The organism is Halalkalibacter sp. HAAS-P014 (assembly GCF_056619965.1).
The window spans coordinates 98,718-121,601 of the sequence record NZ_JBWQTV010000006.1 but is presented as its reverse complement, the minus strand read 5'-3'; the positions used below and the strand labels follow the sequence as shown (position 1 = coordinate 121,601).

The following is a 22,884-nucleotide window of genomic DNA, read 5'->3' as shown; positions in this document are numbered from 1 at the left end:
ATTAAGCTTTGTATGGAGGAATACGGGTGAGTGGAGAACAGAAAGGAATCTTACTTGAAAGTGGGACAAATGAATTAGAGGTTATTGTTTTTCAAGTGGGGACAGGGACATTTGGAATTAATGTCCTAAAGGTAAGAGAAGTCATTCAAGCCCCTATAGTCACACCAATGCCAAATAGCCATCATCACATAGAAGGTATTATTAGGATAAGAGATGAAGTGTTGACGGTTGTTAATTTAAATAAAGTACTTGGGATTGCATCGTCAATTGAACCAGAACAGGATAAGCTTATTATTTCTGAGTTAAATCAAATGAAAGTTGCATTTCGAGTTCAAAATGTCTCAAGAATCTATCGCATTTCATGGGAACAAATTGAAAAGCCTACAGATCTTTCGCAAGGCTTAGAAAGCTCGGCAACGGGCATTGTTAAAATGGATGGTCAGATGATTTTGTTACTTGATTTTGAAAAAATTGTTGTTGATATTAATCCTGATAAAGGAATTAATATCAACAAAGTAAAAATGTTAGGTAATCGTGAAAGAAGTATGAAAAAATTAATCGTCGTGGAGGACTCCACGATGCTTCGAAAATTGCTGCAAGAAACGTTATCGGAGGCAGGGTATGATCAAGTTACATTCTTTGATAATGGCCAGGCTGCATGGGATTACCTAGACAATCTTGCAACTGAGTCTAATGTGAGTGATGAGGTTCAACTTGTTATCACAGATTTAGAAATGCCCAAAATGGATGGACACCACCTAACGAAGAGAATTAAAGAAGAGCAGAACTTGTCGAATATTCCTGTTGTTATTTTCTCGTCACTTATTTCAAAAGAGCTCTTTCATAAAGGGAAGGTTGTAGGAGCAGATGCTCAAGTAAGTAAGCCGGAGATCGTTAAGTTAATAGAGACGATTGATCAATTAGTTCTATAAGCTTTTTGAGGATGATATAGGCTGGAAATGAAATGGAATGTTTATTCCCTTTTGCTTCCTCCTGTGTCGTTCTCTTTTTTATTGAATAATGTATGGTGTATGTATACTTTCTTTTAGTATAATGTTCAAAACGCTCTTGAGATACAAATTTTAAATTATTCGAATGAATAAGAATTCATTAATATACATTGACCAACTCTCTTTTTTTTCGTATGGTAGTAATAGAAAAGGAGAGGTGATAGATGAAAGCTAGATTAAAAATGGTTTCATTCGTTATACTAGGCTTGTTTCTTACATCATTTGGCCTTAAGTTATTAGCGTTACATGAACTTACTTTTGGAGGAACAGCAGGGCTTGCGACTGTATTAACATTTATAAGCTCGTGGTCGTGGGGTGTGCTGTTTTTCCTAGTGAATCTTCCGTTTTTCTGGATGTCATTAAAAAAACTTGGAAAATGGTTTACGATATCAAGCTTTATGTCCATTATTGGGATTTCGGTTGTTCGTGATAGTCTAGATATGATTCAATTTGTCTCTATCCCAATTTGGTTATCGACGATTTTAGCAGGGTTAATGATTGGTTTTGGAGTTACACTTGTTTTGAATAATGGTTCATCGCTCGGAGGCATTCATATATTAGCTCTATATCTAGATCAGAAATGGAAGATTAATAGAGGAATTACGATCTTCTTCTCTGACTTATTAATAATTGTATTTGCTGGACTGTTAGTAGGTTGGAAAAATGCAATATGGTCTATCTTTGTTATCTTTGTTGCTAGTAGCATTATAGGGCGTTACAAAAAATCTCCTATTAAAATGACTGAGCAACCAGAATATGAAAATTTCTCTTCTGAACAAGCTCAAGAATCTTAGCTTTTAGAGGTTGACTCAAAGTGAGTCTGATTTATTCGACTGGCAGTGTCTGTAATATACACTAGTTCTGTGGGTCCATAGATCAGAAACTCGTTTATGAGTCAACTTTTTTATATGTAAAAAAGGATGTTTTTACTAAATTTGTTTACGTGCTATACTGATCAAGTGTAGGCTTAGGAAGTAGATTAATACAGAATAGGTGACAATATGGAATTACATTTTTTGGGAACAGGTTCCGGACTCCCTTCGAAAGATCGGAATGTTAGTGGACTGGTTGTTCGATTTCTCCAAAGGAAAAGCACACAATGGTTATTTGATTGTGGCGAGGCCACACAACATCAAATATTACAAAGTCCAATTACGCTAACGAAGATTGACCGGATTTTTATTAGCCATCTTCATGGAGATCATATATTTGGTCTGCCAGGTCTGTTATGTTCACGTTCTGCGCAAGGTGCGAAAACACCACTTGTTATATATGGGCCTGAAGGGACAGAAAATTTTGTGCAAACTGCACTTGAGGTATCGCGTTCTTATTTGTCTTACCCAATTGAATATGTGATTGTTCAGGAGGGACTCATCTTAGAAGATGAGTCAATAAGTGTTGAAGCTTTGGAATTAGATCATGTCATGCCGAGTTTTGCTTTCAAAATTAAGGAAGCAGACCGTCCTGGTTCACTAAAAGTTAAAAAACTTCAGGAGATCGGTCTTGAACCTGGTCCGGTTTATCAAAAGATTAAACGAGGAGAAGTTGTCGAACTTGATGATGGTCAAACTATTAACGGTTTGGATTATCTTGAAAATAAAAAAGCAGGAAGAACGTTAGTAATCGCTGGTGATACGAGACCTTTAGCAAAGATGGTTTCCTTCGCAGAAAATGCAACGTTACTTGTTCATGAAGGGACATTTCTAGCTGAGAAAAAAAAGCATGCAGAGCAATTTGGACATTCGACGATTCCAGATGTAGCAACTATTGCAAAGCGAGCAAGTGTAAACCAATTAATTATTACCCATATTAGCTCACGCTATGTGGGAGAGGAAAAGGAGTTAGAAAAGGAAGCGAAGTCCTATTTTTCTAAGTCACTGATTGCTCATGATTTTATGGTTTATAGGTTGATGCATAACGAATGATTTAGTTGCGCAAAGTAAGATCAAGGCTCAAACAACTTTAGGAGGAATGGTCATGACAGAGCGCACAAATCTTGAACACTTTTTAGAAAAGGCAGAAGCATCACTTGAAGAAGCTCAAAAAACATTTGCTGATTCTCAGCGAGTTCAGGCAGGTGATCCTGAAGATTACATACAAACACAAATTCATTTAGAAGAATTAGGATCAGAACTAGATGCTTTAATGCATGCCGCAACCCCTGAACAAAGAGACCAGCTATATCGCACTCAAATTCAAATTCGTCAATTGCAAAATCGCTTTATCTTAAAAAGGTAACAGACGGCGAGCATCTGAAAAGATGCTCGCTTTGTTACGCTATGTGGGAACAGACCCTATACATCATTCGTCAACTTCTGGTAAAATAGGAAGTGATGAAATGAGGGGAATAATATGGAAGAGATTTCAAGCGGCACACTGGAGAATATGTTGATCGCGCGTGATCCGATAACGATTGTCTTTGTTTATACACCTTTATGTGGGACGTGTAAATTAGCTAAGCAAATGATGACGATCATGGAATCGACATATAAATCAATACCTTTTTATTCTCTAAATATCAATCATTCACCAGACTTTGCTCAAAAATGGAAGATCAAGAGTGTACCATGTTTACTTTTATTTCAAAAAGGCTTAGGTGTTGAACGGATATATGCTTTTCGATCGATCGCTTATATCCATAATGCTCTAAAGCCCTATGCAGCAACATCGTCCATACCAAAAAAGTAGCATACTGAAAGGAGATTAGAAATATGTCAATGGCTTATGAAGAATACATGCGACAAGTTGTTTTGCCGATGCGAGCAGAATTAACAGAAAATGGTTTTAAAGAGTTGACAACTGCTGAAGAGGTTAATCAATATATGGAGCAAGCTGAAGGAACGACATTAGTTATGATTAACTCTGTTTGTGGATGTGCAGCTGGTCTAGCTCGTCCAGCTGCTGTCACGTCACTACAACACGACACGACACCCGATCAACTAATTACGGTATTTGCAGGACAAGACAAAGAGGCAACAGCACAAATGCGTTCATATTTTGCTGAAATCCCTCCATCTTCACCTTCTATGGCATTGTTAAAAGGAAAAGAAGTTGTCCATTTTATCCCACGGGAGCATATCGAAGGGGCGGCACCTGAGGATATTATTCGTAATTTAGCTCAAGCATATAATGAGCATTGCTCTAAATAAATCTATCCATGGTGACTCAAACTAAACTGAGTCACCATATTTTATTTATAAAGGATGATCGATATGAAACAAGCTCCTAATTTTAATTTAAGACAACTACATACAGCAGAAAATTGGTCTCTGCATAATGTCACGAAAAAGGTGACGATGCTTACATTTTGGACATCATGGTGCCCTGATTCCCAAAGAGATTTGCAAGCAAAACAACATTTATATCAATCGATGGATTCAGATCAAATGGAAATGGTAATGGTCCATGTAACAGGACGTGATCCTGATGTAGATCTATCTACATTCTTAGAGAAACATGAATATACATTTCCTGTATTAGTCGATGAAGGAACACGTGTTTACGATCTTTATCAATGCATGGGTGTACCGACAACAATACTCATTAACAATAGAAAAGAGGTTGCCTTCATGTATCATGATAAGGCAACCATAATGGATATTATGAAAGGTGTAACATCATTGCTTACTTAACCATTTTAGGGTCTAACACCATAAAAAATAACTCGTCCCATTGTTTCAATATTCGGATAGCCACCTTGCTTGTAGATTTCGACTACGTGCTCTCTATTATATGGAACACGATTTAGATGAAGACGATGTCTACCTTCTTGTATCTCGGCAACTAAATAAGAGGCAAGGGGGTGTCCGTCAAAGGGCATACCGACACTACCCGTATTGACAACATTTTTTCCATGTAACGAACGAATAAATGGCTGATGGGTATGACCATATACATATAGATCAGCATCATCACGCTGCATGAGGTTATTCTCAATTTCAGCCGTTTGATCGGGAAGAACAACATCAAATAAACTAGTTGGTGTAGCATGAAATGCATGAACAATGGAATCTAATCCATCTTGTAATACTAATTCCGTTGGTAAGTTCTTTAAGTATGTTAAATCGTCTTCGTTCAATCGTTGTAATGTCCAATCTCGCTCTTGTTGCATAATTTCAAAAGCGCTTTCAGGAACTTCATCTTGTTTAATTCCGCGAACTAGCCATTCATCAGCATTCCCTTTTATCACGTCTGCCTCAAGGTTTTGTACAATTTCTAGTACGCGTTTTGGTTCTGGACCACGGAAGCACAGATCACCTAGGAAGCAAATCTTATCTACTTGTTGTGATCTTACATCACGCAAAACCGCTTCTAATGCAGTGGCGTTTCCGTGTATATCAGACAAAAAAGCTATTCTCATTGAAAAACCTCCCTTTTATATCTATTATAACAGACAAGCTCCAATTTTCATGTTCTTAAATCGTTTTTTTTCTCTTTACATTCGAAAAAGGAGGTATAAGCCCTGTGAATGGCAGTTATTTTAGTGCTATGATAAGATCAAAGAGGTAGAAAATGTGACTGGAGGTATCATAATGCATATTACATCAATTGAACCAACACCAAGTCCCAATACAATGAAATTAACATTGAGTGAAAGTCTTGGTGAAAGTGCAAGAAATAGTTACACCGAAAAAAATAAAAATGAAGCACCATCCTATATAAAAGCTTTATTTGAAATTGAAGGAGTAAAGGCAGTCTATCATGTTGCAGATTTCATAGCGATCGATAGACACCCTAAAATAGATTGGAAAGTAATTCTCCCACAAGTTCGTACGGTCTTTGGAGAAGATGTTGAATCAGCCTCTGACCAAAATACTGTGAACGATCATTTCGGTGAGGTAAATGTATTTGTTCAAACTTTTAAAGGAATCCCGATGCAAATTAAGTTGACGGACGGTGAGCAAGAGAGAAGAGAAGGGTTACCAGATCGCTTTGTTGACGCTGTTGCAAAAGCGCAAAAGCCTGACGATAATGTTGTTATGGAACGTAAATGGGTAGAAAAAGGCGTGCGATATGGTGAATTAGATGATGTGGCAAAAGAAGTAGCTGATGAATTATCGGCTGCTTATACAACTGAACGGTTAAACGGTCTTATAGCGATGGCTAATGGCACTGAGGATATACAAGCAGCACAACGAGAACGTTTTATTAATGTGACTCTTGATATGCTTGAGCAAGAAGACTGGCGTGACCGGTATGCGATACTCGAGCGCATGGATCCGAAGGAAAAAGATATTCCTGTTTTGGAAAAAGCACTTAACGATGAGAAAGCATCTATTCGTCGCCTTGCTACGGTTTATTTTGGAATGATCGAGACAGAAGAAGTTTTACCTTATTTATATAAGGCATTAAAGGACCCTTCCGTAACGGTCCGTCGTACAGCTGGTGACTGCTTGTCAGACCTTGGTAATGAAAAAGCTATTCCTTCAATGATAGAAGCTCTAGAAGATAAAAATAAATTAGTTCGTTGGCGTGCAGCTATGTTTTTGTATGAAGTTGGAGATGAGCGTGCGATTGAAGCACTAAAGCAAGCAGAGTCTGATCCTGAATTTGAGGTATCGCTGCAAGTAAAAATGGCTCTTGGAAGAATTGAAGGTGGTGAACAAGCCAAAGGTTCAGTGTGGAAACAAATGACCGAATCAAGAAAAAATAACGATTAGGGGTGTAAGAACTTGTCAAAAGAAGAAGTCTTAGAAGAACTTAAAAAACATAAAATGGAGGACATAATTGAACTAATTGAAGACGCTGAAGCCGGCCAACTTGAGGAGTTAGAATTGGTTGAATCAATTGGTTTAGTATATGACACAACGTTGAATGGTGCTTTACTTAGCTTGTTAAAGGATTTAGGTGTTACGATTATTTATGTAACTGATGAGGATGAAGACTAACACTAAATGGTTAACGATCAAGAGAGGTTGTTCAAAAGGAGTTTCTTTTGGGCAACCTCTAAACAATGATCTTACAAATTAAAAGTGTTTTGTAACAGGAGGGTTAGATTTGCGACTCGAACCATCACAATCATTATCAAAAAAAGCATTGCCTGCATGGAGACTTCAAGCGTTTTTTGAGAGTCTTATTATCGCTTTAGTGCCTATTGGTTATGGTCTTATTGTTTATTTTTTTCAAATACCGATTTGGATCCTTTGGTTGCTTATAGGGGGATATATCATTTATACCCTTATAACAGTCTTTGTTCTACCACCAATACGTTGGAAGCGATGGCGCTATGATGTGTTAGCAGATGAGATTGACTTGCAACGTGGCGTTTTTATCGTTAAACGAACATTGATCCCCATGTCACGTGTACAGCATGTTGACACGGAACAAGGTCCATTACTAAGAAGGTATAAATTGGCAGCTGTTTCGATCTCGACTGCTGCAACTGTTCATCAAATCCCTTCGCTAACAACAGAGGTAGCAGATGAATTACGCGATCGAATTGCTGAGCTAGCGGCGGTGGCAGAAGATGAATAATCTTAAACGGTTACATGTTGCAGCTATTTTTGTTTCGTTTTTAACGGCATTAAGAAGTTTTCTGATTCCTTTGGTTTTAAGTTTCTTTTTAGGAAATACAGGGGAATCGACCGGCTTTTTTAGATTCGAATATATTTGGCTTGCTATTCTACTATTTATTATTATTAACGGGATCCTTCATTGGTTTACATTTAAGTACAGACTTGTTGAGGGAGAGCTCTACATACAAAGAGGGATCTTTGTTAAAAAAAGACGATATATTCAACAGCAACGTGTACAAAGTATAGATATAACTGCTGGAATATTTCAACGGTTGTTTGGCCTTGTGAAATTAAAAATTGAGACAGCTGGAGGGGGAGCTGAACCGGAAGTTAACTTAATAGCAATCAGCCGTGAAGAAGCAGAGGAAATAAAAGCTGAATTACGAAAGAACCATATTGCAGTGCCTCATGAAGAAGAGCTGGAAGAAGGGAGCAACTTTGAATATTCAGACCAAAGAATAGTGGACTATACTTGGAAGCTTAAAACTAGAAATTTAATTATTGCTGCTTTAACATCAAGTGGGATTGGTCTTACAGTTTCAGCTGTTGCAGCGTTATTCAGTCAAGTTGAACAATTTCTACCTGAGACCATCTATGAACGTATGTTTGGATTCTTTGCAAGTTCTGGGCTGTGGATCGTCTTTTCAATCGTTGTGTTTGTCATATTTGTATCATGGATGATATCTTTTATTGGAACTGTAATAAAATATGGTGGATTTAGGATTGAGAAATACGGGAATGAGTTAGTCATTTCAAGAGGGTTACTTGAACAGAGGCAATTAACGATCCACACGGATAAAGTTACGGCTGTTCGTGTTGTTCGTAATGTTTTTCGACAACCTTTTGGTTATGGTGCAGTGTACGTTGAGAGTGCGGGTGGAGGGACCGATGATGAGCAATTATCAACCGTACTGTTCCCTTTAGTAAAAGAAAAAGAAATGGTTGAAGTCATGACTAAGATCCTACCGAATTACGCTTTGTCGGCTAAGGTTAACTCAGTTCCCCAAAGATCATTGATACGATTTTTTATTCGCGCTTCATATATACCTATTATTGCTACGATTACATTCGGCTGGTTCGTTAATTCAATAGGCTATTATGGCTTTATATTGGTTGTCATTTGTTTATTATTCGGATATTTACAATATAAGGATGCTGGATCCGGATTTAATGATACTCATTTATGGATTCGGTACAGGAAAATAAGTCAGATGATTGTGATCTCGAAAAAAACGAAAATACAATCCGCTGAATTACATTCATCCTATTTTCAAAGAAGGAAAAATCTAGCTAGTTTTCGATTCTCAGTGCTATCAAGTGTTGTGGGGAAATCCTTTACTGCTGTAGATCTTGATCAAGCTGAAGCCAATAAAATGCTTTTCTGGTATTCAACCAGATTAAAAAAAGAAAACTAGTAAAAGCAAAAATGAGGTTGTCTCACCAGGGAGTAGTGTGGTCTGTGACTAGGTGAATACTGGTTTTTGAGCAACCTCATGTTATATTAAAAGGAATATTCATTTGTATAGGTAGCGATTGAACGTTTCCCTAGTTCAGTTGTAAATTCAAAGCGGTCATAAATCTTATCATTTTTGTCGTTGTGGAGTGAACGTTCAAAATGGTGTTGGACAAAAACAATTCCATCTTTCCCTTGATACTTTAAAAAGTTAACACCCTGATAAGTTTTTTGTTTATCTTTGTGAAGCAATTGTGCCAACAAGGAGTTATGACAGTCGATTATATCGTCATGAGAAACTTGGAAATGACCTAGTGTTGTTTCTAGTGAGGATAAAGCTGCAGGTTCAAGTTCATTTCGCAAAATTACATATGGGTCAAATTGCTCCTTATTAATTGTAAAGAGAGCACCTTCTTCTGGAGAATACCGATTACCATTTGATGATACAAAAGTTCCGTTACCTACGTAGTGACCTGACATTTGCTCTCCTTCTGCGTTCCAAGAGATTGTGAAAGGGCATCCTTCTAAGTCAAGACGATCCTCATTGTTATCTCTTAAAATAAAACGATCTCCATCATGATGAAACGTGTATGTAATATGGCTAGAGTGCAGTGTTGGTTGATCTAGTAAATCCATACGTAAACCAGAACTAGCTAAAAACCCTAATAAGCCTTCTTGCTTTTTTTTCAGTAGTTCAATCTCGTTTTGAAATTGGTCATGTCGATCCTTTATGGAAGTAATGACACTTTGGTCATATGAGGGGGTGTCATTTATCTGCAGTTCAGATAATTTTATTCCCTCACATTCAATGATTTCTTCTTTCTCATATTGAAAAGGTTTTAGCTTCACTTCATTCTCATTATCAAATAAAATCGGAACATTCAAGACACCTAATATTTTTACAATTCCTCTCCAAGGTTTTTTGGGTTCTGTAACTATATCTAGTAGTTCGCCAAAATAGGTTCCGGACTCACCTTCTTCTATTTTTACAATCTTCCCTATAATTGATTGTGCTTGTTTACGATCCATAAAACCCCTCACTTCTACAGTGTTGTAGGCAAATTCTATTCTCCTATTATAGCTAAGAGTGGATTTATTTCGCAAGTAACACGGTCGGTACTTAAGGTTACTATTTAGATTTATTCATTTTTTGAAAATAATCAAGGATTCCCATTGAACAAATTTCTAAGTCAAGATGAAGGTGATTATAGATAGAGTGACTTCTAGGAACCTTCATGGTATCTAATTCTTGTTGAACTTGCAAAAATAACCTATTACTCAGGTCTAGGTAATTACCTTGTTCGTTGTAAACAGAATGCCCTATAGAAACAAAAATAGGTAGCCATTTTCTAATCTGTTTATAGACTGTTTCTGGTTCATTAGATGCGCTATAATGCCCAAAGAAAATAGTCTCAACCTTTAAATCTTCAATTTTTTTCAGTGATTTAAGAGTGGCTTCAGGATCAAACTGATTAGGAGATGTGGAAGGGAGGACAAAGTGATGCCCTTCTTGTGCAAGTAATTCATAATGAACGCCTAGTGTATCTCCAGTGAAAATTCCTTTTGAGTAATTATCATAGATGGAAAAGTGATGGTTTGAATGGCCAGGAGTATCGTAAAAGTACAATGTTCTATTTGGACCTATTTGTAATGTTTCACAATCTTCTTTAATAATCATTCGTTCTTTTGGAACCGGAATAATAGGATCAAACAATTGATCAAACTTCTCCTGATAAACTACTTTTGCTCCTGCTATAAGACGAGATGGATCAATCAAATGTCTGGCTCCCTTAGGATGGACAACAAGTTTAGCATTAGGGCAGTGCTTGAGTAACAAACCTGCACCACCTGCGTGGTCTAAGTGGATATGTGTAACAATGAGATATTCAATGGTTCTAGGGTCGATATTTAATGTTTCTAAACCTTTTAATACATGCGTAACGGAAGGCGATGGTCCACTCTCAATTAGCGTTGGTCTTTCAGCGTGTAGAACGTATGTTCCTGTTCGATTGGAGAGACCTAAGTCAAACCCATCAATTAAAGAAATATCAGATGAAAAGTTTGTAATGTTGGACATATCTTTTTCCTCCTTGTAAAAAAAGAAAACACTTACAAATAGTGTAAGTATTTATTAGGAAAGTGGCAAGCTTCATTTTGAAATTTACGAAAAAACTATTGTTTATCATATCTTAAGGACTGTAATTTAAGGAGGTGATTCATACGATCTACGCGCAATTGTTCCAAACGTTCTACATAGCGAATTAGTGCTAGTTCCATTTTTGATAAAGCGACATAAAGTTCTTCTTTGTGTACTAATTGATGTTGTGGTGAGAGCGATAAATATGTATTAAGGATTGACGGGATGTCCTCTTTGAACATACGTCTCACGATATGTCGTTCTTCAAAATCTAGTAGAGTGAAGTCATTTTGCAATTTTTCAGCCTGCTGAATAATTCGGTGTAATCTGCTTTCGATAAGTGGATCCACTGAAAATTGTTTTACGGTTTGGATGTAGCGTCTGGATTCCTCTATTAAAAATGTTACATCATTAGTGTTTGCTTCTTTTAATAGTGTTTGTTGATTTTTAAGTAATTCTCTAGAAGGCTGTTCGGTTCCAAGTAGATCATTTGAATATGCTAAATCAAGCTGATGAATTTTATAGAACAAGCTATGGAACAATGGAGATTCACGTATGGAACGAATTTGAGCACGACCATCTTTCATATAACGTATTGATGATTCTTTACAAATGCCGATACCATTTTTAGCTTTCATATATTTTCGATAGCATGTGATGACGAAACGTTTTTTTATAGGTGATGTGGAATGTTTCTGGTCCATCAACACAACGGAAATAAATTTGTGGGTAACTTTTACTTTGATTACCCATTCTTTTTGTTTTCGACGTACTGTTTTCTTTTTATTGGAGGAAGGAGCATTTTTAGCAATTCTACTAAGTAGCTCCTCAGCATCTTTTATCATGTTTCTGGTAGTGGAATCTTTAATTAAGTGATCTTCAACTGGCTTTTTATGTGCTGGAGTAAAAAGCAGCTTAACTTTATCTGCCCATTGCATCGAAACCCTCCTTTCTTTCTAAGGTACATTATTGAAGAAGTTTCGTTTTCATTTCATTGTTTAAAGACTCTAGTTCGATAATGAATTCTTGACCAGATTTTACAATGCGTTTGTTAGATTCTTCTGTTAGTTCAATCGCTTCAAAAACATTATTATATGCCTTTTTAAATGATTCAATTGCAATTGCAGGTTCTTCAAGTGTTTTTAACGTCTCTTCTGTATTTTGTTTAAGTAGTTCAGAATTTGATAAAAGCATAGATTCTGTTGCCTCGTTTACATTTCTTACAGCTTTTATAACTTTTTGTTGATTGGATAATGCCAATTGAATAGAAGCAGAAACAGTAATAACGTTTTTGGTCATAGTAATCGCATTAAAGATTGCTTCTTCGAGCTTGTCATTGTTTTCAACGATTAAATCAACAGAAGCCAAAGACTGTTGGAGAACCATGACTGCTTGAGACATATTTTTTACGCGAGAAACAACTTTTAATTGGCCTTTTTTTATTTCATTTGGATTATCTACCCACTCTTCTTTTGTCATCTCTTGCTCGAGCATTTCATTTAACTGATTACCTATATTGATCTGTTCATTTAATTTACTTATACGTTCTTTCGCAACATCTTTTAGTTGATGGAGCATGAGAGTGTCTTCTTGTAATTTGTCTTTCCCACTAAGTAAATTTTCAACGATATTCTCAACCTGAGCTTCGACGGTTTGGTATTTACGTGCGTATTCTTCTATCGGATTACGTCGTAACAATTTGTTGATCCATTTTCTAGTTTGACTTGCTTTTAAATGACTTGGTTCAAGTTGACTAACCGTTTCTTTTAGTTGGTGAAGTTGAGTAGGTAATTGATTCGATTGGTCCTTCATCATTTCTTTCACTGGTCTTTTTAGGGCTTCTAGAGACTCACCGGCTTTTTGTTGTTCCTCTTCTCCTAATGAATCTAGGGATTTCAAAAGCTGTGAGATATCTTCGTTTTGTTTATATTGATCTAAGACGTTCTTTGAATTGTTGCTTGGTTCACTCATTTTTTACCTCCTATAGATCTTCGTTTATAATGTAACTATTTATGATACGTTTATCCTTTATTTTCGTTTCAGGTTATGTAATATTATGATGGAATTTAGCGATGAATACAATCATTGTCTATTTGAAAATAAGAAGGGTGACAAGAACTTTAAACATATAGCGTAATTACTAGGTAGTTATTATAAGGATGTGATAAATGTGTGTTTATTAGCTTTAGGACTAGATGTACATTCTGATTATAACCTGATTTTGTGTAGCAATAGAGATGAATTCTTTCACCGTGAAACGAAGCGAGTTCATGTTTGGGGGGATGAAAACGACATTATCGCTGGCCGTGATCTTGAAAAAGGTGGAACTTGGCTTGGAGTTACTCAAGCAGGGAAGCTTGCTGCAGTAACTAATGTCAGGGAATTGCGAGAGGTTGAAAACCCAAAATCTCGAGGGAAGTTAGTAACCGATTACTTAACTGAACATTTAGATTCTAAGTCATTTCTGAAAAAGCTTGAAAGTCAATCTGAACAATATCAGGGGTATAACTTAATTATCGGTGAAGGGGACGAGTGGTATTATTCTTCAAATCGCTCTAAAACGGAGGAATTAACTAAAGGTCTACATGTAATTAGCAATGCGTACTTAAATGCTAGCTGGCCCAAATCTATAAAGATAAAAGAAAATCTTCATAAAATTTTTCGAAATTCAACGGATGAAGAAAAATTGATTACTGAATGCATAGCGATACTTAAAGATGATGAATTAGCTAAAGATGAACATCTTCCAAACACCGGGTTCGACTTAGAAGTCGAACGGAGGCTATCATCGATCTTTATAAAAGGAAAACATTATGGAACTCGTGCATCTACAATTGTCCTTTTTCACCGGAATGGCAGTATTCGAATTGTTGAGCAAGGTTATGGACCTAATGCGAAATTGTTAAAGAAAGTTGATTTAACAATTTAGAGTGAAGTCGTTTTTATAGAAAAATAATTCCTGAATTCAAGCATTGAATTTTTATTCATATTAATTAATAAAAATTCAATGCTTTTATGTATTTTTTTGGAACCTGTCAAAAAAAATACGTTGAAAAGCTGAAAGGTAAGCGTTTTCATAGAAAAATTAAACAAAAAACAATTTGCCGAAATGTCAGAAAAATGATATGATCCTGTATATTGACTCGGAATTATTGGGGAGAGTTGATTGATTTTACTTTTTTGGAGAAAGGGTTGATGTACAAATGCAGTACTCACAATTACCGAAAAAACAAGGCTTATATGATCCACAATTTGAGCATGATAATTGTGGTATCGGTTTTTTAGCCCACTTGAAAGGGAAAAAATCTCATCAAGTAGTTGAAGATGTACTACAAATCTTGCGCAACTTAGAACATCGTGGTGGGCAAGGTGATGAAGTAAACACCGGAGATGGTGCGGGGATTTTATTACAAGTACCACATCGTTTTTTTGAAAAAGTTTGCTTGGCAGATGGAATAATGCTTCCTGAAGCTGGCGACTACGGTGTAGGGATGCTGTTTTTGCCACAGGATGAAGAAGCAAGGGTTAATTGCAAACAAGGCTTGGAAGCGATTATAGAAGAAGAAAAGATGGAGCTTCTAGGCTGGCGCGATGTTCCTGTTGATGATTCAATGCTTGGTAATGCGGCAAAAGCAGCTATGCCATTTATACGTCAATTATTTATCAAACGTAACTCGGATTTAAAAACAGAGCTCGAGTTTGAACGCAAACTTTATGTGATTCGTAAACGCGCAGAAAATGAACTGGCTTCAATGGTTCCTGAAAACGAATCATTTTATTTCGCAAGTTTTTCGAGTCGCACGATTGTTTATAAAGGAATGCTTACAACAGTACAAGTGGATCAATTCTTTCTAGATATTCCTGATCCTGATTTTGAAACTGCGATTGCACTTGTTCACTCAAGGTTTAGTACAAATACTTTTCCAAGCTGGGAAAGAGCTCATCCGAATCGTTATATGATTCATAATGGTGAAATTAATACGGTTAAAGGAAATGTGAATTGGATGCATGCGCGTGAAGCAATGTTTGAATCAGATGTTTTTGGTAAAGACATCAAAAAGATTTCCCCAGTTGTCGATAGCGATGGATCTGACTCATCTATGTTTGACAATACAATTGAATTCTTGTCACTTGCAGGCCGACCGATGGCTCATTCAGCTATGATGATGATTCCTGAACCGTGGCAAAATGACGAACAAATGAGTGCTGAGAAGAGAGCTTTTTATCAATTTCACAGTACACTTATGGAACCTTGGGATGGACCAACGGCGATCGCTTTTACTGACGGAAAACAAATTGGTGCATGTTTAGACCGAAATGGTCTACGTCCATCTCGTTATTACGTTACAAAAGATGATTATATTGTTATGTCTTCTGAAGTAGGGGTTCTTGATATTGATCCTGAAAATGTATTGTATAAAGAACGCTTGCATCCAGGACAAATGCTTCTAGTTGATACTGAAGAAGGACGTATTATCCCTGATGAAGAGATTAAACATCAAATAGCTAGTGAACATCCTTATGAAGATTGGGTTAAAGAAAATTTAATTCAACTGGAAGATGTACTTGAAACTGCCCATGTTGAGAATACCGATTTTAAGAACTTAACAACACGTCAGCTAGCCTTTGGTTATACGTATGAAGAATTATCCAAAGTACTTCAACCAATGGTAAAAGACGGTGTAGACCCTATAGGCTCAATGGGTTATGATTCACCACTTGCAGTATTATCTAAGAAACCTCAACTTTTGTACAACTACTTTAAACAATTATTTGCTCAAGTAACGAACCCTCCGATTGATGCGATTCGAGAGGAGGTAGTTACTGCAATCGGGACGACTATTGGAGCAGAACGTAACTTGTTGGACCCTGAACCATTAAGTTGTCGTCATATTCACCTTCCTTATCCGATTTTGGATAATGAGGAATTAGCCAAATTACGACACAATAAAATGAACGGCTTCAAGTCTATTACGCTCCCAATCTTATTTGATGTTTCAAAGGATGACAGTCAACTTGAAGACGCCCTAGACTCCTTGTTTGCTCGCGCTGATGCTGCTATTAAAGCTGGACATACGCTTATTATTTTAAGTGACCGTGGGATGAATCAAACGCAAGCAGCTATTCCTGCATTACTTGCAGTTTCAGGTTTGCATCATCACTTGATTCGTCAAGGAACAAGAACAAAAGTAAGTCTTTTAGTTGAATCTGGGGAGCCGAGAGAAGTTCATCATTTTGCATGTTTATTAGGTTATGGGGCAGAAGCTATAAATCCGTATCTTGTGTTTGATTCCATTGATGGTCTCATTCAAGATGGCCTCTTAGAAGACATTTCGTATGTAGAGGCAGTTAATAAATATGTAAAAGCAGCTGCTAAAGGAATTATGAAAGTCCTATCAAAAATGGGTATTTCAACTATCCAAAGTTATCGTGGTGCACAAATCTTTGAGGCGGTTGGTGTTCATGAATCGGTTGTTGATCGTTATTTTACTTGGACAACAACTAGAATCGGGGGAGTTAATCTAGAAATTATTGAAAAGGAAGTGCGAACCCGACATGGGCGTGCTTATTCAGATCAAGAAGGCATAGACAAAGCATTAGATGCTGGGGATGATTTACAATGGCGTCGTAATGGGGATCCGCATCAATATAATCCACATACGATTCATATGCTTCAAAATGCTTGTCGCAATAATAACTTTGACTTATTTAAAAAGTACTCAAAAGCGATTAATGAGCAAACAAAGGAACAAACCAATTTGCGTGGGTTAATGACCTTTAAAGAAGGGCAGAAACAGATTCCATTAGAAGAAGTAGAACCAGTCGAAGAAATTTTCAAACGTTTCCGTACAGGTGCAATGTCATTTGGTTCAATATCAAAAGAAGCTCATGAAACACTTGCAATTGCCATGAATCGTATTGGTGGGAAGAGTAATACGGGCGAAGGTGGAGAAGATCCTGACCGTTTTACACCTGATGAAAATGGAGATTTACGTAGAAGTTCCATTAAACAAGTTGCTTCAGGGAGATTTGGAGTTACGAGCAATTACCTTGTGAATGCTGACGAGATTCAAATCAAAGTGGCACAAGGAGCTAAGCCGGGAGAAGGTGGTCAATTACCTGGAAACAAGGTATATCCGTGGGTAGCTGAAGTTCGAGGATCTACTCCTGGCGTTGGATTAATCTCACCACCACCTCACCATGACATTTATTCAATTGAGGACTTAGCAGAATTAATTCATGATTTGAAAAATGCTAATCCTACTGCAAAAGTTAGTGTCAAACTTGTTGCAGGTACAGGTGTAGGGACTATTGCGGCAGGTGTTGCAAAAGGTCGCGCAGACGGAATTATCATTAGTGGATATGATGGTGGTACCGGAGCTGCAGCTAGAACAAGTATTAAGCATACAGGGCTACCTTGGGAGATGGGGTTAGCAGAAACACATCAAACTCTATTGCTGAATAATTTACGTGATCGTGTAACTCTTGAGACAGATGGAAAACTGATGACTGGCCGAGATGTTGTCGTAGCTGCTTTACTTGGAGCAGAAGAGTTTGCGTTCTCTACAGCACCACTCGTAGTGTTAGGCTGTATCATTATGAGAGTTTGTCATTTAGATACGTGTCCTGTTGGAATTGCGACACAAAATCCAGAGTTACGTAAGAAATATATGGGTGAGGCTGATCATGTTGTTAATTTCATGCATTTTGTTGCTGAAGAAATTCGTGAGTTAATGGCGGAGCTTGGGTTTAGAAAACTTGATGAATTAATTGGTCGCACAGACCTATTAGAACCTAATAAGAACGTAGAAAATTGGAAAGCTGAACACGTTGACTTGTCGAATCTATTGTACCAACCAAAACCTGAAGATCACAAAAGAAATTATTGTACAAAAACTCAAGATCATCAACTTGAGTTGTCATTGGATAGTCGTGAATTATTAGCAGCGAGTAAACCGGCTCTTGAAAATGGGGAAACGGTGAATGGTAGCTTCATGATTAAAAACACTGACCGTGTAGTTGGAACAATTGTAGGAAGCGAAATTAGTAAGCGTTATGGAGCTGAAGGATTGCCTGAAGATACGATCACGTTTGACTTCAAAGGTTCAGCAGGTCAAAGTTTTGGGGCATTTGTTCCTAAGGGTATGACGTTGCGCCTTGAAGGTGATGCGAATGATTATACTGGAAAAGGATTATCAGGTGGGAAAATGATTGTGTATCCACCAACAACTTCTTCGTTTAAAGCAGAGGAGAACATTATAATTGGTAACACTTCTTTTTATGGTGCAACGAGTGGTGAGGCGTATATTAATGGAATAGCTGGTGAACGCTTTGCTGTTCGTAATTCGGGACTAAACGTTGTTGTTGAGGGTGTTGGCGATCATGGTCTTGAGTATATGACTGGTGGCATCGTTGTAAACCTTGGCTCGGTGGGTAAAAACTTTGCTGCGGGTATGTCTGGTGGTATCGCATTCGTATTAGATGAAGAAGGAACGTTTGCTTCCAAATGCAACAGAGAAATGGTTCTGCTTGAAGAAGTTAGCGAATCAGAAGATATCGAACAACTACGTACATTATTAGAAAATCATTTTGCTAATACGAAGAGTACTCGAGCGGCGTTTGTTCTTGGTAATTGGAAGGAATTATTACCAAAGTTTGTGAAAGTGATTCCAAAGGATTATAAGAGAATGCTTGATGCAATTAATCGCGTTAAGCAAGAAGGTCTTACAGATATTGACGCTGTAATGGTTGCCTTTGATGCTAATAAAAGTGATAAGTCTCGTGTCAGTGGGAAATAGATAGTAGTTTGACAGGTTAACTCTTAAGGGACGATTTTGGTCTTAAGCATCCGATAAAATCATGAGGATGTTTAAGATCTAATCGTTACTGTTTAGGGCCTTCTTAGATAACAAGAGAGAAGAGATTGGAGTGAGTGCGATGGGGAAGCCGACTGGTTTTATTGAATATAAAAGAGAGAATCCAAAGAAGCGAAATCCGTTTGAACGGACAAAAAGTTGGAAAGAATTTCAAATATTGATGCCTGAACCTGCTTTGCGTCAGCAAGGCGCTCGTTGTATGGACTGTGGGGTTCCATTTTGTCAAACGGGTACAACTTTGGATGGCTCTGGTGAGATAGGATGTCCAGTATATAATTTGATACCAGAGTGGAACGATTTAGTCTATAGAGGTAAGTGGAAAGAAGCGCTTGATAGACTTCATAAAACAAATAATTTTCCGGAGTTCACTGGAAGAGTTTGTCCTGCACCTTGTGAAGGGTCTTGTACCGTTGCAATAAGCGATGAATCAGTTTCGATTAAAAGCATCGAATATCATATAGTTGAGCGAGGGTTTCAAGAAGGATGGATTACACCACAACCGCCGTTAAAGAGAACTGGAAAAAAGGTTGCTGTTGTAGGATCTGGACCAGCAGGTCTTGCGGCTGCAGCTCAGTTAAACAAAGCTGGTCATTCTGTTACCGTTTTTGAACGTGAAGATCGTATTGGTGGTCTATTAACATATGGTATTCCTGATGTGAAACTTGCAAATCAAACAGTTGAACGTCGTGTGAAGATCCTAGAAGAGGAAGGAATCACGTTTAAGACAAACGTGGAAATCGGTAAGGATGTTTCTGCGACTGAATTAAAGAATGATTTTGAATCTGTTTTGTTATGTACTGGTGCTACAAAGCCGCGTGATGTAGAAGTAGAAGGTCGTGAGTTGAAAGGGATTCATTATGCAATGGACTTCTTAACAGCTAATACGAAGAGTCTTTTAAACTCAAATTTTAAAGATGGTAATTATATCACTGCCAAAGATAAAAATGTTATTGTAATTGGTGGTGGAGATACGGGAGTTGATTGCATTACAACATCAGTTCGTCATGGTGCAAAATCAATTACTCAATTTGATATTAATCGTAAAAAGCCTTATGAGCGTAGTGATAAAAATCCATGGCCACTTTTCCCGATTGTTCATTCAGTAGAAGATGGTCAAAAAGAAGCAACTGCTGTTTATGGGTCAGACCCTCGCAGTTACCAAGTGAGTACGACAAAGTTTGTTGGTGACGCAAACGGAAATGTTAAAGAAATTCATACAATCGGAGTTGAAACGACGATTGACGAAAAAGGAAGAAAGATCCGTACACCGATACCCGGAACTGAAAAAGTGTGGCCTGCAGACCTTGTATTATTAGCGGTTGGCTTTACTGGTCCTGAAGAACGAATTATAGAAGAGTTAGCACTTGAAACGACTTCGCGATCAAATATAGATGCAAAATACGGTCAATACATGACCAGTGTTCCAGGTGTTTTTGCTGCAGGTGACAACCGCCGTGGACAAAGCCTAGTTGTATGGGCTATTCATGAAGGGCGTGAAGCTGCAAGAGAATGTGATCGTTATTTAATGGGAAGTTCAAATTTACCATAGAATGTTCAAATGCTTGTAATGGGATTGTAATAGCGTTTTCATAGATTTCATGAGAAAATAGATGAAAGACTGAAACTATGAAAGGACGTATGTATATGCTTCGTTCAGTGAAGCGTGGCCTCGTCATTTCATCAGCTCTTCTAACGTTTGGACTATTTGTTCCGTCGATGGATTCTGTAAGGGATATACAAGCAGAAGAGCCACAGAAGACGCAAGATGAAAGTAATGATAAGCCACTCATTTATCAAGTTAATGAAGATAGCTATGATTTATTTGTTGAAGTTCTACCGGCTAATATAGATCAGTATATTCACCGTAGTGCATCCTCTGCCAGTTTGCTGACCAATTTTATATTAAAGCAAGCAGAGGAACAGAGTTTGCAGAAGTTTGGTTCTGTAATTACTGAAAAAATAAGTACTCCTTTCAAGCAATTGATTTTGCCACGTTTAGATGAAGTGCTTCGTGAAACAACAAGTACATTAGCGGATGAAGAATGGGAGAAAATTAAAATGTCCTCATCCCCAACGGCTGGTTTGGGAGAAAAAATTTTCCACCTTTATAATGAAGAGACTGGAAAAGATTACTTAAGATTTCATGTGAGAAGAGATCAACCACCAAAGCAAGGATATACATTTAACTTCCATTGTCATACTTATTTAGACCATTATGAAAAGCATCATACGATTGGTAATATTTATTGGGGCAAGGACATGCCTCCTAGGTGGAATAGCATTGACCGTGTATAATTGATATACACGGTTTTTTTCTGTGAAAAGACGAAAATTATTGTCACAAAGATATTCCTCACTGGGCAAAAAATAACAATGTTTAATTGTTTAATATCGTTACATGCCTCTTCGATAAGAGTGTTTTGCTTTTAACAAAAGACAAAAGTTCAATATGATAAATTTTTAGATAGATAGGTAATGCCAAAATCTTTGTTAAAAAGTGTTTAGCAGTATATATATAAGCTTTTGATATGATATGATAATTAAAAAGAAATAATAGATAAGTAGGGAGACGATGATTAAACCAATAGCAGTCTTATCACTGGTTGTTTTGATGTTTATGACCATTTGGGCTCTTGTATTTGCGCAGTTCAGTAAACCTTTAGAAGTTGATGTATCAAATTTTAGCTATATTGAAAATGTTGAAGGTGAGACAAGTATAGAAGAGGATGTACTAGATGATGAAGAATTAAAAGAAGATTTGAGTGCTCCGACTTCCACAGATTTAATTGACTTTGAACAGAATGATCGTAAACAAGAGATAAATAACGATTTAGATGAATGGATAAACCTTGAAAATTATGACTTCAGTGATGTTTCGACCTCTGAGGGAGTGCCAATTGATGCTATTCTAAAGAGGCTTAATTTAGAATAAAGAAGTTCATTATTTTTTCGTAAATCACCTTCTATTTCTTCCTCGTTTTTTGGTAGGATTAAGGAGGAAATAAGTTTTTGATGGGGGGGATGATTTGATTTGGGTTCACATGTAGAAGCAAAAAAACGTCCTGAATGGTTAAAATGGACGTTGCGAATCATATTAGGCTACGCTATTTTATTAGCAGTTATTTTAACCATTACAATTATTGCTATTTTAATAACATTTACATTAATTATTATTGACAGTTTTTCAGATACGAGCTCATTAGGGGCCATTTCAGAACAGTATTTAGTTCCTATTTCTGAATCAATGTGGCAGCTTTTTACTTGGTTAGTACCAGGTCTATAGAGGAGGAGCTATGCAGGAAATATGGATTGTGTTAACAGTGTTTTTATTATTTATTTTAACAGGTGTGTTTGGTGGTTTAGGAATTTACAATTTACTACATCATAATAAAAAGAGGGCTATCTGGAGTTTTGTTATTGGTTTTGTTATGATCGTTGTATATTTAATGGTAATGTTTGGGTTAGGTTTAGGTTGAGTAAGGAGTGTATGAGTATGGCAAATACCAATTATGTTCGAGCTTTTTACAAAACGGGTGTGTATGTTGCAGAGCTAATAGAAAGACAAGAAGAGGATGGACGTGCTCTTGTAAAAATTGTTGCGGTTTTAAAGCATCCAACTCAGGGAGATTTGCATAATCCAAAGCAAATAAATGTTCCTCTTTTTCATCAACGGAAGGCCTTAGCTGAATTTGAAAAAACTTGGGTCCCGCTCTCTTCCTTAAAAGGTTATGATGATGAGGTTCCTCCTTATAAAGAATCATTGCTTAAAGCTGTTGAAGCTCAAATTAAAGAACTAAAAGAAGAGCAAACAGAATGGGCAGCTAGTTCATTAGAACAACTAGCTGAGTGTAAGAAAGATTATGGGTTTGAGTGATCAATACAACAAAGTGAA

24 protein-coding genes are annotated in these 22,884 nt (G+C 37.1%); 19 read left to right on the top strand and 5 right to left on the bottom strand.

What is annotated here, in order from left to right; translation table 11 throughout:
- Window positions 1-26: 26 nt before the first annotated feature.
- From AC1FXZ_RS05385 to AC1FXZ_RS05355, 7 genes are all read left to right on the top strand, one after another.
- The gene (locus AC1FXZ_RS05385) at window positions 27-932 is read left to right on the top strand and encodes a chemotaxis protein (protein ID WP_480051681.1); all 906 of its coding nucleotides are present in this window, start codon (window positions 27-29) and stop codon (window positions 930-932) included.
- 242 nt (window positions 933-1,174) lie between these two features.
- A complete protein-coding gene (locus AC1FXZ_RS05380) occupies window positions 1,175-1,804 on the top strand; it encodes a YitT family protein (protein WP_480051680.1) in 630 nt (209 codons plus the stop codon).
- A gap of 207 nt (window positions 1,805-2,011) precedes the next feature.
- A complete protein-coding gene (gene rnz / locus AC1FXZ_RS05375; RefSeq protein WP_480051679.1) occupies window positions 2,012-2,935 on the top strand; it encodes a ribonuclease Z in 924 nt (307 codons plus the stop codon).
- A 52-nt stretch (window positions 2,936-2,987) separates the two neighbouring features.
- On the top strand, window positions 2,988-3,248 hold the full coding sequence (locus tag AC1FXZ_RS05370) for a DUF2524 family protein (protein ID WP_480051678.1): 261 nt from the start codon (window positions 2,988-2,990) through the stop codon (window positions 3,246-3,248).
- Window positions 3,249-3,362: 114 nt separating this feature from the next.
- Complete coding sequence (locus AC1FXZ_RS05365; protein WP_480051677.1) at window positions 3,363-3,698, top strand: thioredoxin family protein; 336 nt, start codon at window positions 3,363-3,365, stop codon at window positions 3,696-3,698.
- A gap of 23 nt (window positions 3,699-3,721) precedes the next feature.
- Window positions 3,722-4,159 (top strand): BrxA/BrxB family bacilliredoxin, encoded by a 438-nt coding sequence (locus AC1FXZ_RS05360; protein WP_480051676.1) that lies wholly within the window; start codon window positions 3,722-3,724, stop codon window positions 4,157-4,159.
- 63 nt (window positions 4,160-4,222) lie between these two features.
- Entirely contained in the window at window positions 4,223-4,642 is a 420-nt protein-coding gene (locus AC1FXZ_RS05355) for a TlpA disulfide reductase family protein (protein ID WP_480051675.1), read from the top strand.
- Window positions 4,643-4,647: 5 nt separating this feature from the next.
- Here AC1FXZ_RS05355 and AC1FXZ_RS05350 read toward each other — a convergent pair whose 3' ends face one another.
- The gene (locus AC1FXZ_RS05350; RefSeq protein ID WP_480051674.1) at window positions 4,648-5,370 is read right to left on the bottom strand and encodes a metallophosphoesterase family protein; all 723 of its coding nucleotides are present in this window, start codon (window positions 5,368-5,370) and stop codon (window positions 4,648-4,650) included.
- A 172-nt stretch (window positions 5,371-5,542) separates the two neighbouring features.
- On the opposite strand from AC1FXZ_RS05350, the gene AC1FXZ_RS05345 reads away from it, so the two are divergent.
- The 4 genes from AC1FXZ_RS05345 (at window position 5,543) to AC1FXZ_RS05330 (ending at window position 8,940) form a co-directional block, all read left to right on the top strand.
- Window positions 5,543-6,670 carry a conserved virulence factor C family protein gene (locus AC1FXZ_RS05345; protein ID WP_480051673.1) on the top strand — a complete coding sequence of 376 codons (1,128 nt, stop codon included), beginning with the start codon at window positions 5,543-5,545 and terminating at the stop codon, window positions 6,668-6,670.
- Window positions 6,671-6,682: 12 nt separating this feature from the next.
- A complete protein-coding gene (locus tag AC1FXZ_RS05340) occupies window positions 6,683-6,898 on the top strand; it encodes a hypothetical protein (RefSeq protein ID WP_480051672.1) in 216 nt (71 codons plus the stop codon).
- Between the two features lie 109 nt (window positions 6,899-7,007).
- Window positions 7,008-7,484 carry a PH domain-containing protein gene (locus AC1FXZ_RS05335; RefSeq protein WP_480051671.1) on the top strand — a complete coding sequence of 159 codons (477 nt, stop codon included), beginning with the start codon at window positions 7,008-7,010 and terminating at the stop codon, window positions 7,482-7,484.
- Complete coding sequence (locus AC1FXZ_RS05330; protein ID WP_480051670.1) at window positions 7,477-8,940, top strand: PH domain-containing protein; 1,464 nt, start codon at window positions 7,477-7,479, stop codon at window positions 8,938-8,940. Before AC1FXZ_RS05335 ends, AC1FXZ_RS05330 begins: the two co-directional genes overlap by 8 nt.
- Before the next feature lie 86 nt (window positions 8,941-9,026).
- On the opposite strand, the gene AC1FXZ_RS05325 is transcribed toward AC1FXZ_RS05330, so the two are convergent.
- The 4 genes from AC1FXZ_RS05325 to AC1FXZ_RS05310 all read right to left on the bottom strand — a co-directional run bounded on the left by AC1FXZ_RS05325 (window position 9,027) and on the right by AC1FXZ_RS05310 (window position 13,086).
- Complete coding sequence (locus tag AC1FXZ_RS05325) at window positions 9,027-10,007, bottom strand: DUF2777 family protein (RefSeq protein WP_480051669.1); 981 nt, start codon at window positions 10,005-10,007, stop codon at window positions 9,027-9,029.
- Between the two features lie 100 nt (window positions 10,008-10,107).
- On the bottom strand, window positions 10,108-11,055 hold the full coding sequence (locus tag AC1FXZ_RS05320) for an MBL fold metallo-hydrolase (RefSeq protein ID WP_480051668.1): 948 nt from the start codon (window positions 11,053-11,055) through the stop codon (window positions 10,108-10,110).
- 95 nt (window positions 11,056-11,150) lie between these two features.
- Entirely contained in the window at window positions 11,151-12,053 is a 903-nt protein-coding gene (locus AC1FXZ_RS05315) for a hypothetical protein (RefSeq protein ID WP_480051667.1), read from the bottom strand.
- Window positions 12,054-12,081: 28 nt separating this feature from the next.
- Entirely contained in the window at window positions 12,082-13,086 is a 1,005-nt protein-coding gene (locus tag AC1FXZ_RS05310) for a toxic anion resistance protein (protein WP_480051666.1), read from the bottom strand.
- A gap of 199 nt (window positions 13,087-13,285) precedes the next feature.
- On the opposite strand from AC1FXZ_RS05310, the gene AC1FXZ_RS05305 reads away from it, so the two are divergent.
- The 8 genes from AC1FXZ_RS05305 to kapB all read left to right on the top strand — a co-directional run bounded on the left by AC1FXZ_RS05305 (window position 13,286) and on the right by kapB (window position 22,866).
- Entirely contained in the window at window positions 13,286-14,044 is a 759-nt protein-coding gene (locus AC1FXZ_RS05305) for an NRDE family protein (RefSeq protein WP_480051665.1), read from the top strand.
- 274 nt (window positions 14,045-14,318) lie between these two features.
- Window positions 14,319-18,914, top strand: coding sequence for a glutamate synthase large subunit (gltB, locus tag AC1FXZ_RS05300; protein ID WP_480051664.1), 4,596 nt, complete (start codon window positions 14,319-14,321; stop codon window positions 18,912-18,914).
- A 139-nt stretch (window positions 18,915-19,053) separates the two neighbouring features.
- Window positions 19,054-20,541 carry a glutamate synthase subunit beta gene (locus AC1FXZ_RS05295; protein ID WP_480051663.1) on the top strand — a complete coding sequence of 496 codons (1,488 nt, stop codon included), beginning with the start codon at window positions 19,054-19,056 and terminating at the stop codon, window positions 20,539-20,541.
- A 95-nt stretch (window positions 20,542-20,636) separates the two neighbouring features.
- Window positions 20,637-21,287 carry a YpjP family protein gene (locus tag AC1FXZ_RS05290; protein WP_480051662.1) on the top strand — a complete coding sequence of 217 codons (651 nt, stop codon included), beginning with the start codon at window positions 20,637-20,639 and terminating at the stop codon, window positions 21,285-21,287.
- Window positions 21,288-21,564: 277 nt separating this feature from the next.
- Complete coding sequence (locus AC1FXZ_RS05285) at window positions 21,565-21,924, top strand: hypothetical protein (RefSeq protein ID WP_480051661.1); 360 nt, start codon at window positions 21,565-21,567, stop codon at window positions 21,922-21,924.
- A gap of 99 nt (window positions 21,925-22,023) precedes the next feature.
- Window positions 22,024-22,275, top strand: a complete 252-nt coding sequence (locus AC1FXZ_RS05280) for a hypothetical protein (RefSeq protein ID WP_480051660.1) — start codon at window positions 22,024-22,026, stop codon at window positions 22,273-22,275.
- A 10-nt stretch (window positions 22,276-22,285) separates the two neighbouring features.
- Window positions 22,286-22,468, top strand: a complete 183-nt coding sequence (locus AC1FXZ_RS05275; RefSeq protein ID WP_480051659.1) for a hypothetical protein — start codon at window positions 22,286-22,288, stop codon at window positions 22,466-22,468.
- 17 nt (window positions 22,469-22,485) lie between these two features.
- A complete protein-coding gene (gene kapB, locus AC1FXZ_RS05270; RefSeq protein WP_480051658.1) occupies window positions 22,486-22,866 on the top strand; it encodes a kinase-associated lipoprotein KapB in 381 nt (126 codons plus the stop codon).
- The last annotated feature ends 18 nt before the right edge of the window (window positions 22,867-22,884 follow it).

Bases quoted from the DNA above. Each gene is read 5' to 3' on its own strand.
- AC1FXZ_RS05380 (WP_480051680.1), top strand. From the start codon at position 1,175: ATGAAAGCTAGATTAAAAATGGTTTCATTCGTTATACTAGGCTTGTTT.
- rnz (WP_480051679.1), top strand. From the start codon at position 2,012: ATGGAATTACATTTTTTGGGAACAGGTTCCGGACTCCCTTCGAAAGAT.
- AC1FXZ_RS05370 (WP_480051678.1), top strand. From the start codon at position 2,988: ATGACAGAGCGCACAAATCTTGAACACTTTTTAGAAAAGGCAGAAGCA.
- AC1FXZ_RS05365 (WP_480051677.1), top strand. From the start codon at position 3,363: ATGGAAGAGATTTCAAGCGGCACACTGGAGAATATGTTGATCGCGCGT.
- AC1FXZ_RS05360 (WP_480051676.1), top strand. From the start codon at position 3,722: ATGTCAATGGCTTATGAAGAATACATGCGACAAGTTGTTTTGCCGATG.
- AC1FXZ_RS05355 (WP_480051675.1), top strand. From the start codon at position 4,223: ATGAAACAAGCTCCTAATTTTAATTTAAGACAACTACATACAGCAGAA.
- AC1FXZ_RS05350 (WP_480051674.1), bottom strand. From the start codon at position 5,370: ATGAGAATAGCTTTTTTGTCTGATATACACGGAAACGCCACTGCATTA.
- AC1FXZ_RS05345 (WP_480051673.1), top strand. From the start codon at position 5,543: ATGCATATTACATCAATTGAACCAACACCAAGTCCCAATACAATGAAA.
- AC1FXZ_RS05330 (WP_480051670.1), top strand. From the start codon at position 7,477: ATGAATAATCTTAAACGGTTACATGTTGCAGCTATTTTTGTTTCGTTT.
- AC1FXZ_RS05325 (WP_480051669.1), bottom strand. From the start codon at position 10,007: ATGGATCGTAAACAAGCACAATCAATTATAGGGAAGATTGTAAAAATA.
- AC1FXZ_RS05320 (WP_480051668.1), bottom strand. From the start codon at position 11,055: ATGTCCAACATTACAAACTTTTCATCTGATATTTCTTTAATTGATGGG.
- AC1FXZ_RS05315 (WP_480051667.1), bottom strand. From the start codon at position 12,053: ATGCAATGGGCAGATAAAGTTAAGCTGCTTTTTACTCCAGCACATAAA.
- AC1FXZ_RS05310 (WP_480051666.1), bottom strand. From the start codon at position 13,086: ATGAGTGAACCAAGCAACAATTCAAAGAACGTCTTAGATCAATATAAA.
- gltB (WP_480051664.1), top strand. From the start codon at position 14,319: ATGCAGTACTCACAATTACCGAAAAAACAAGGCTTATATGATCCACAA.
- AC1FXZ_RS05295 (WP_480051663.1), top strand. From the start codon at position 19,054: ATGGGGAAGCCGACTGGTTTTATTGAATATAAAAGAGAGAATCCAAAG.
- AC1FXZ_RS05290 (WP_480051662.1), top strand. From the start codon at position 20,637: ATGCTTCGTTCAGTGAAGCGTGGCCTCGTCATTTCATCAGCTCTTCTA.
- AC1FXZ_RS05285 (WP_480051661.1), top strand. From the start codon at position 21,565: ATGATTAAACCAATAGCAGTCTTATCACTGGTTGTTTTGATGTTTATG.
- AC1FXZ_RS05275 (WP_480051659.1), top strand. From the start codon at position 22,286: ATGCAGGAAATATGGATTGTGTTAACAGTGTTTTTATTATTTATTTTA.
- kapB (WP_480051658.1), top strand. From the start codon at position 22,486: ATGGCAAATACCAATTATGTTCGAGCTTTTTACAAAACGGGTGTGTAT.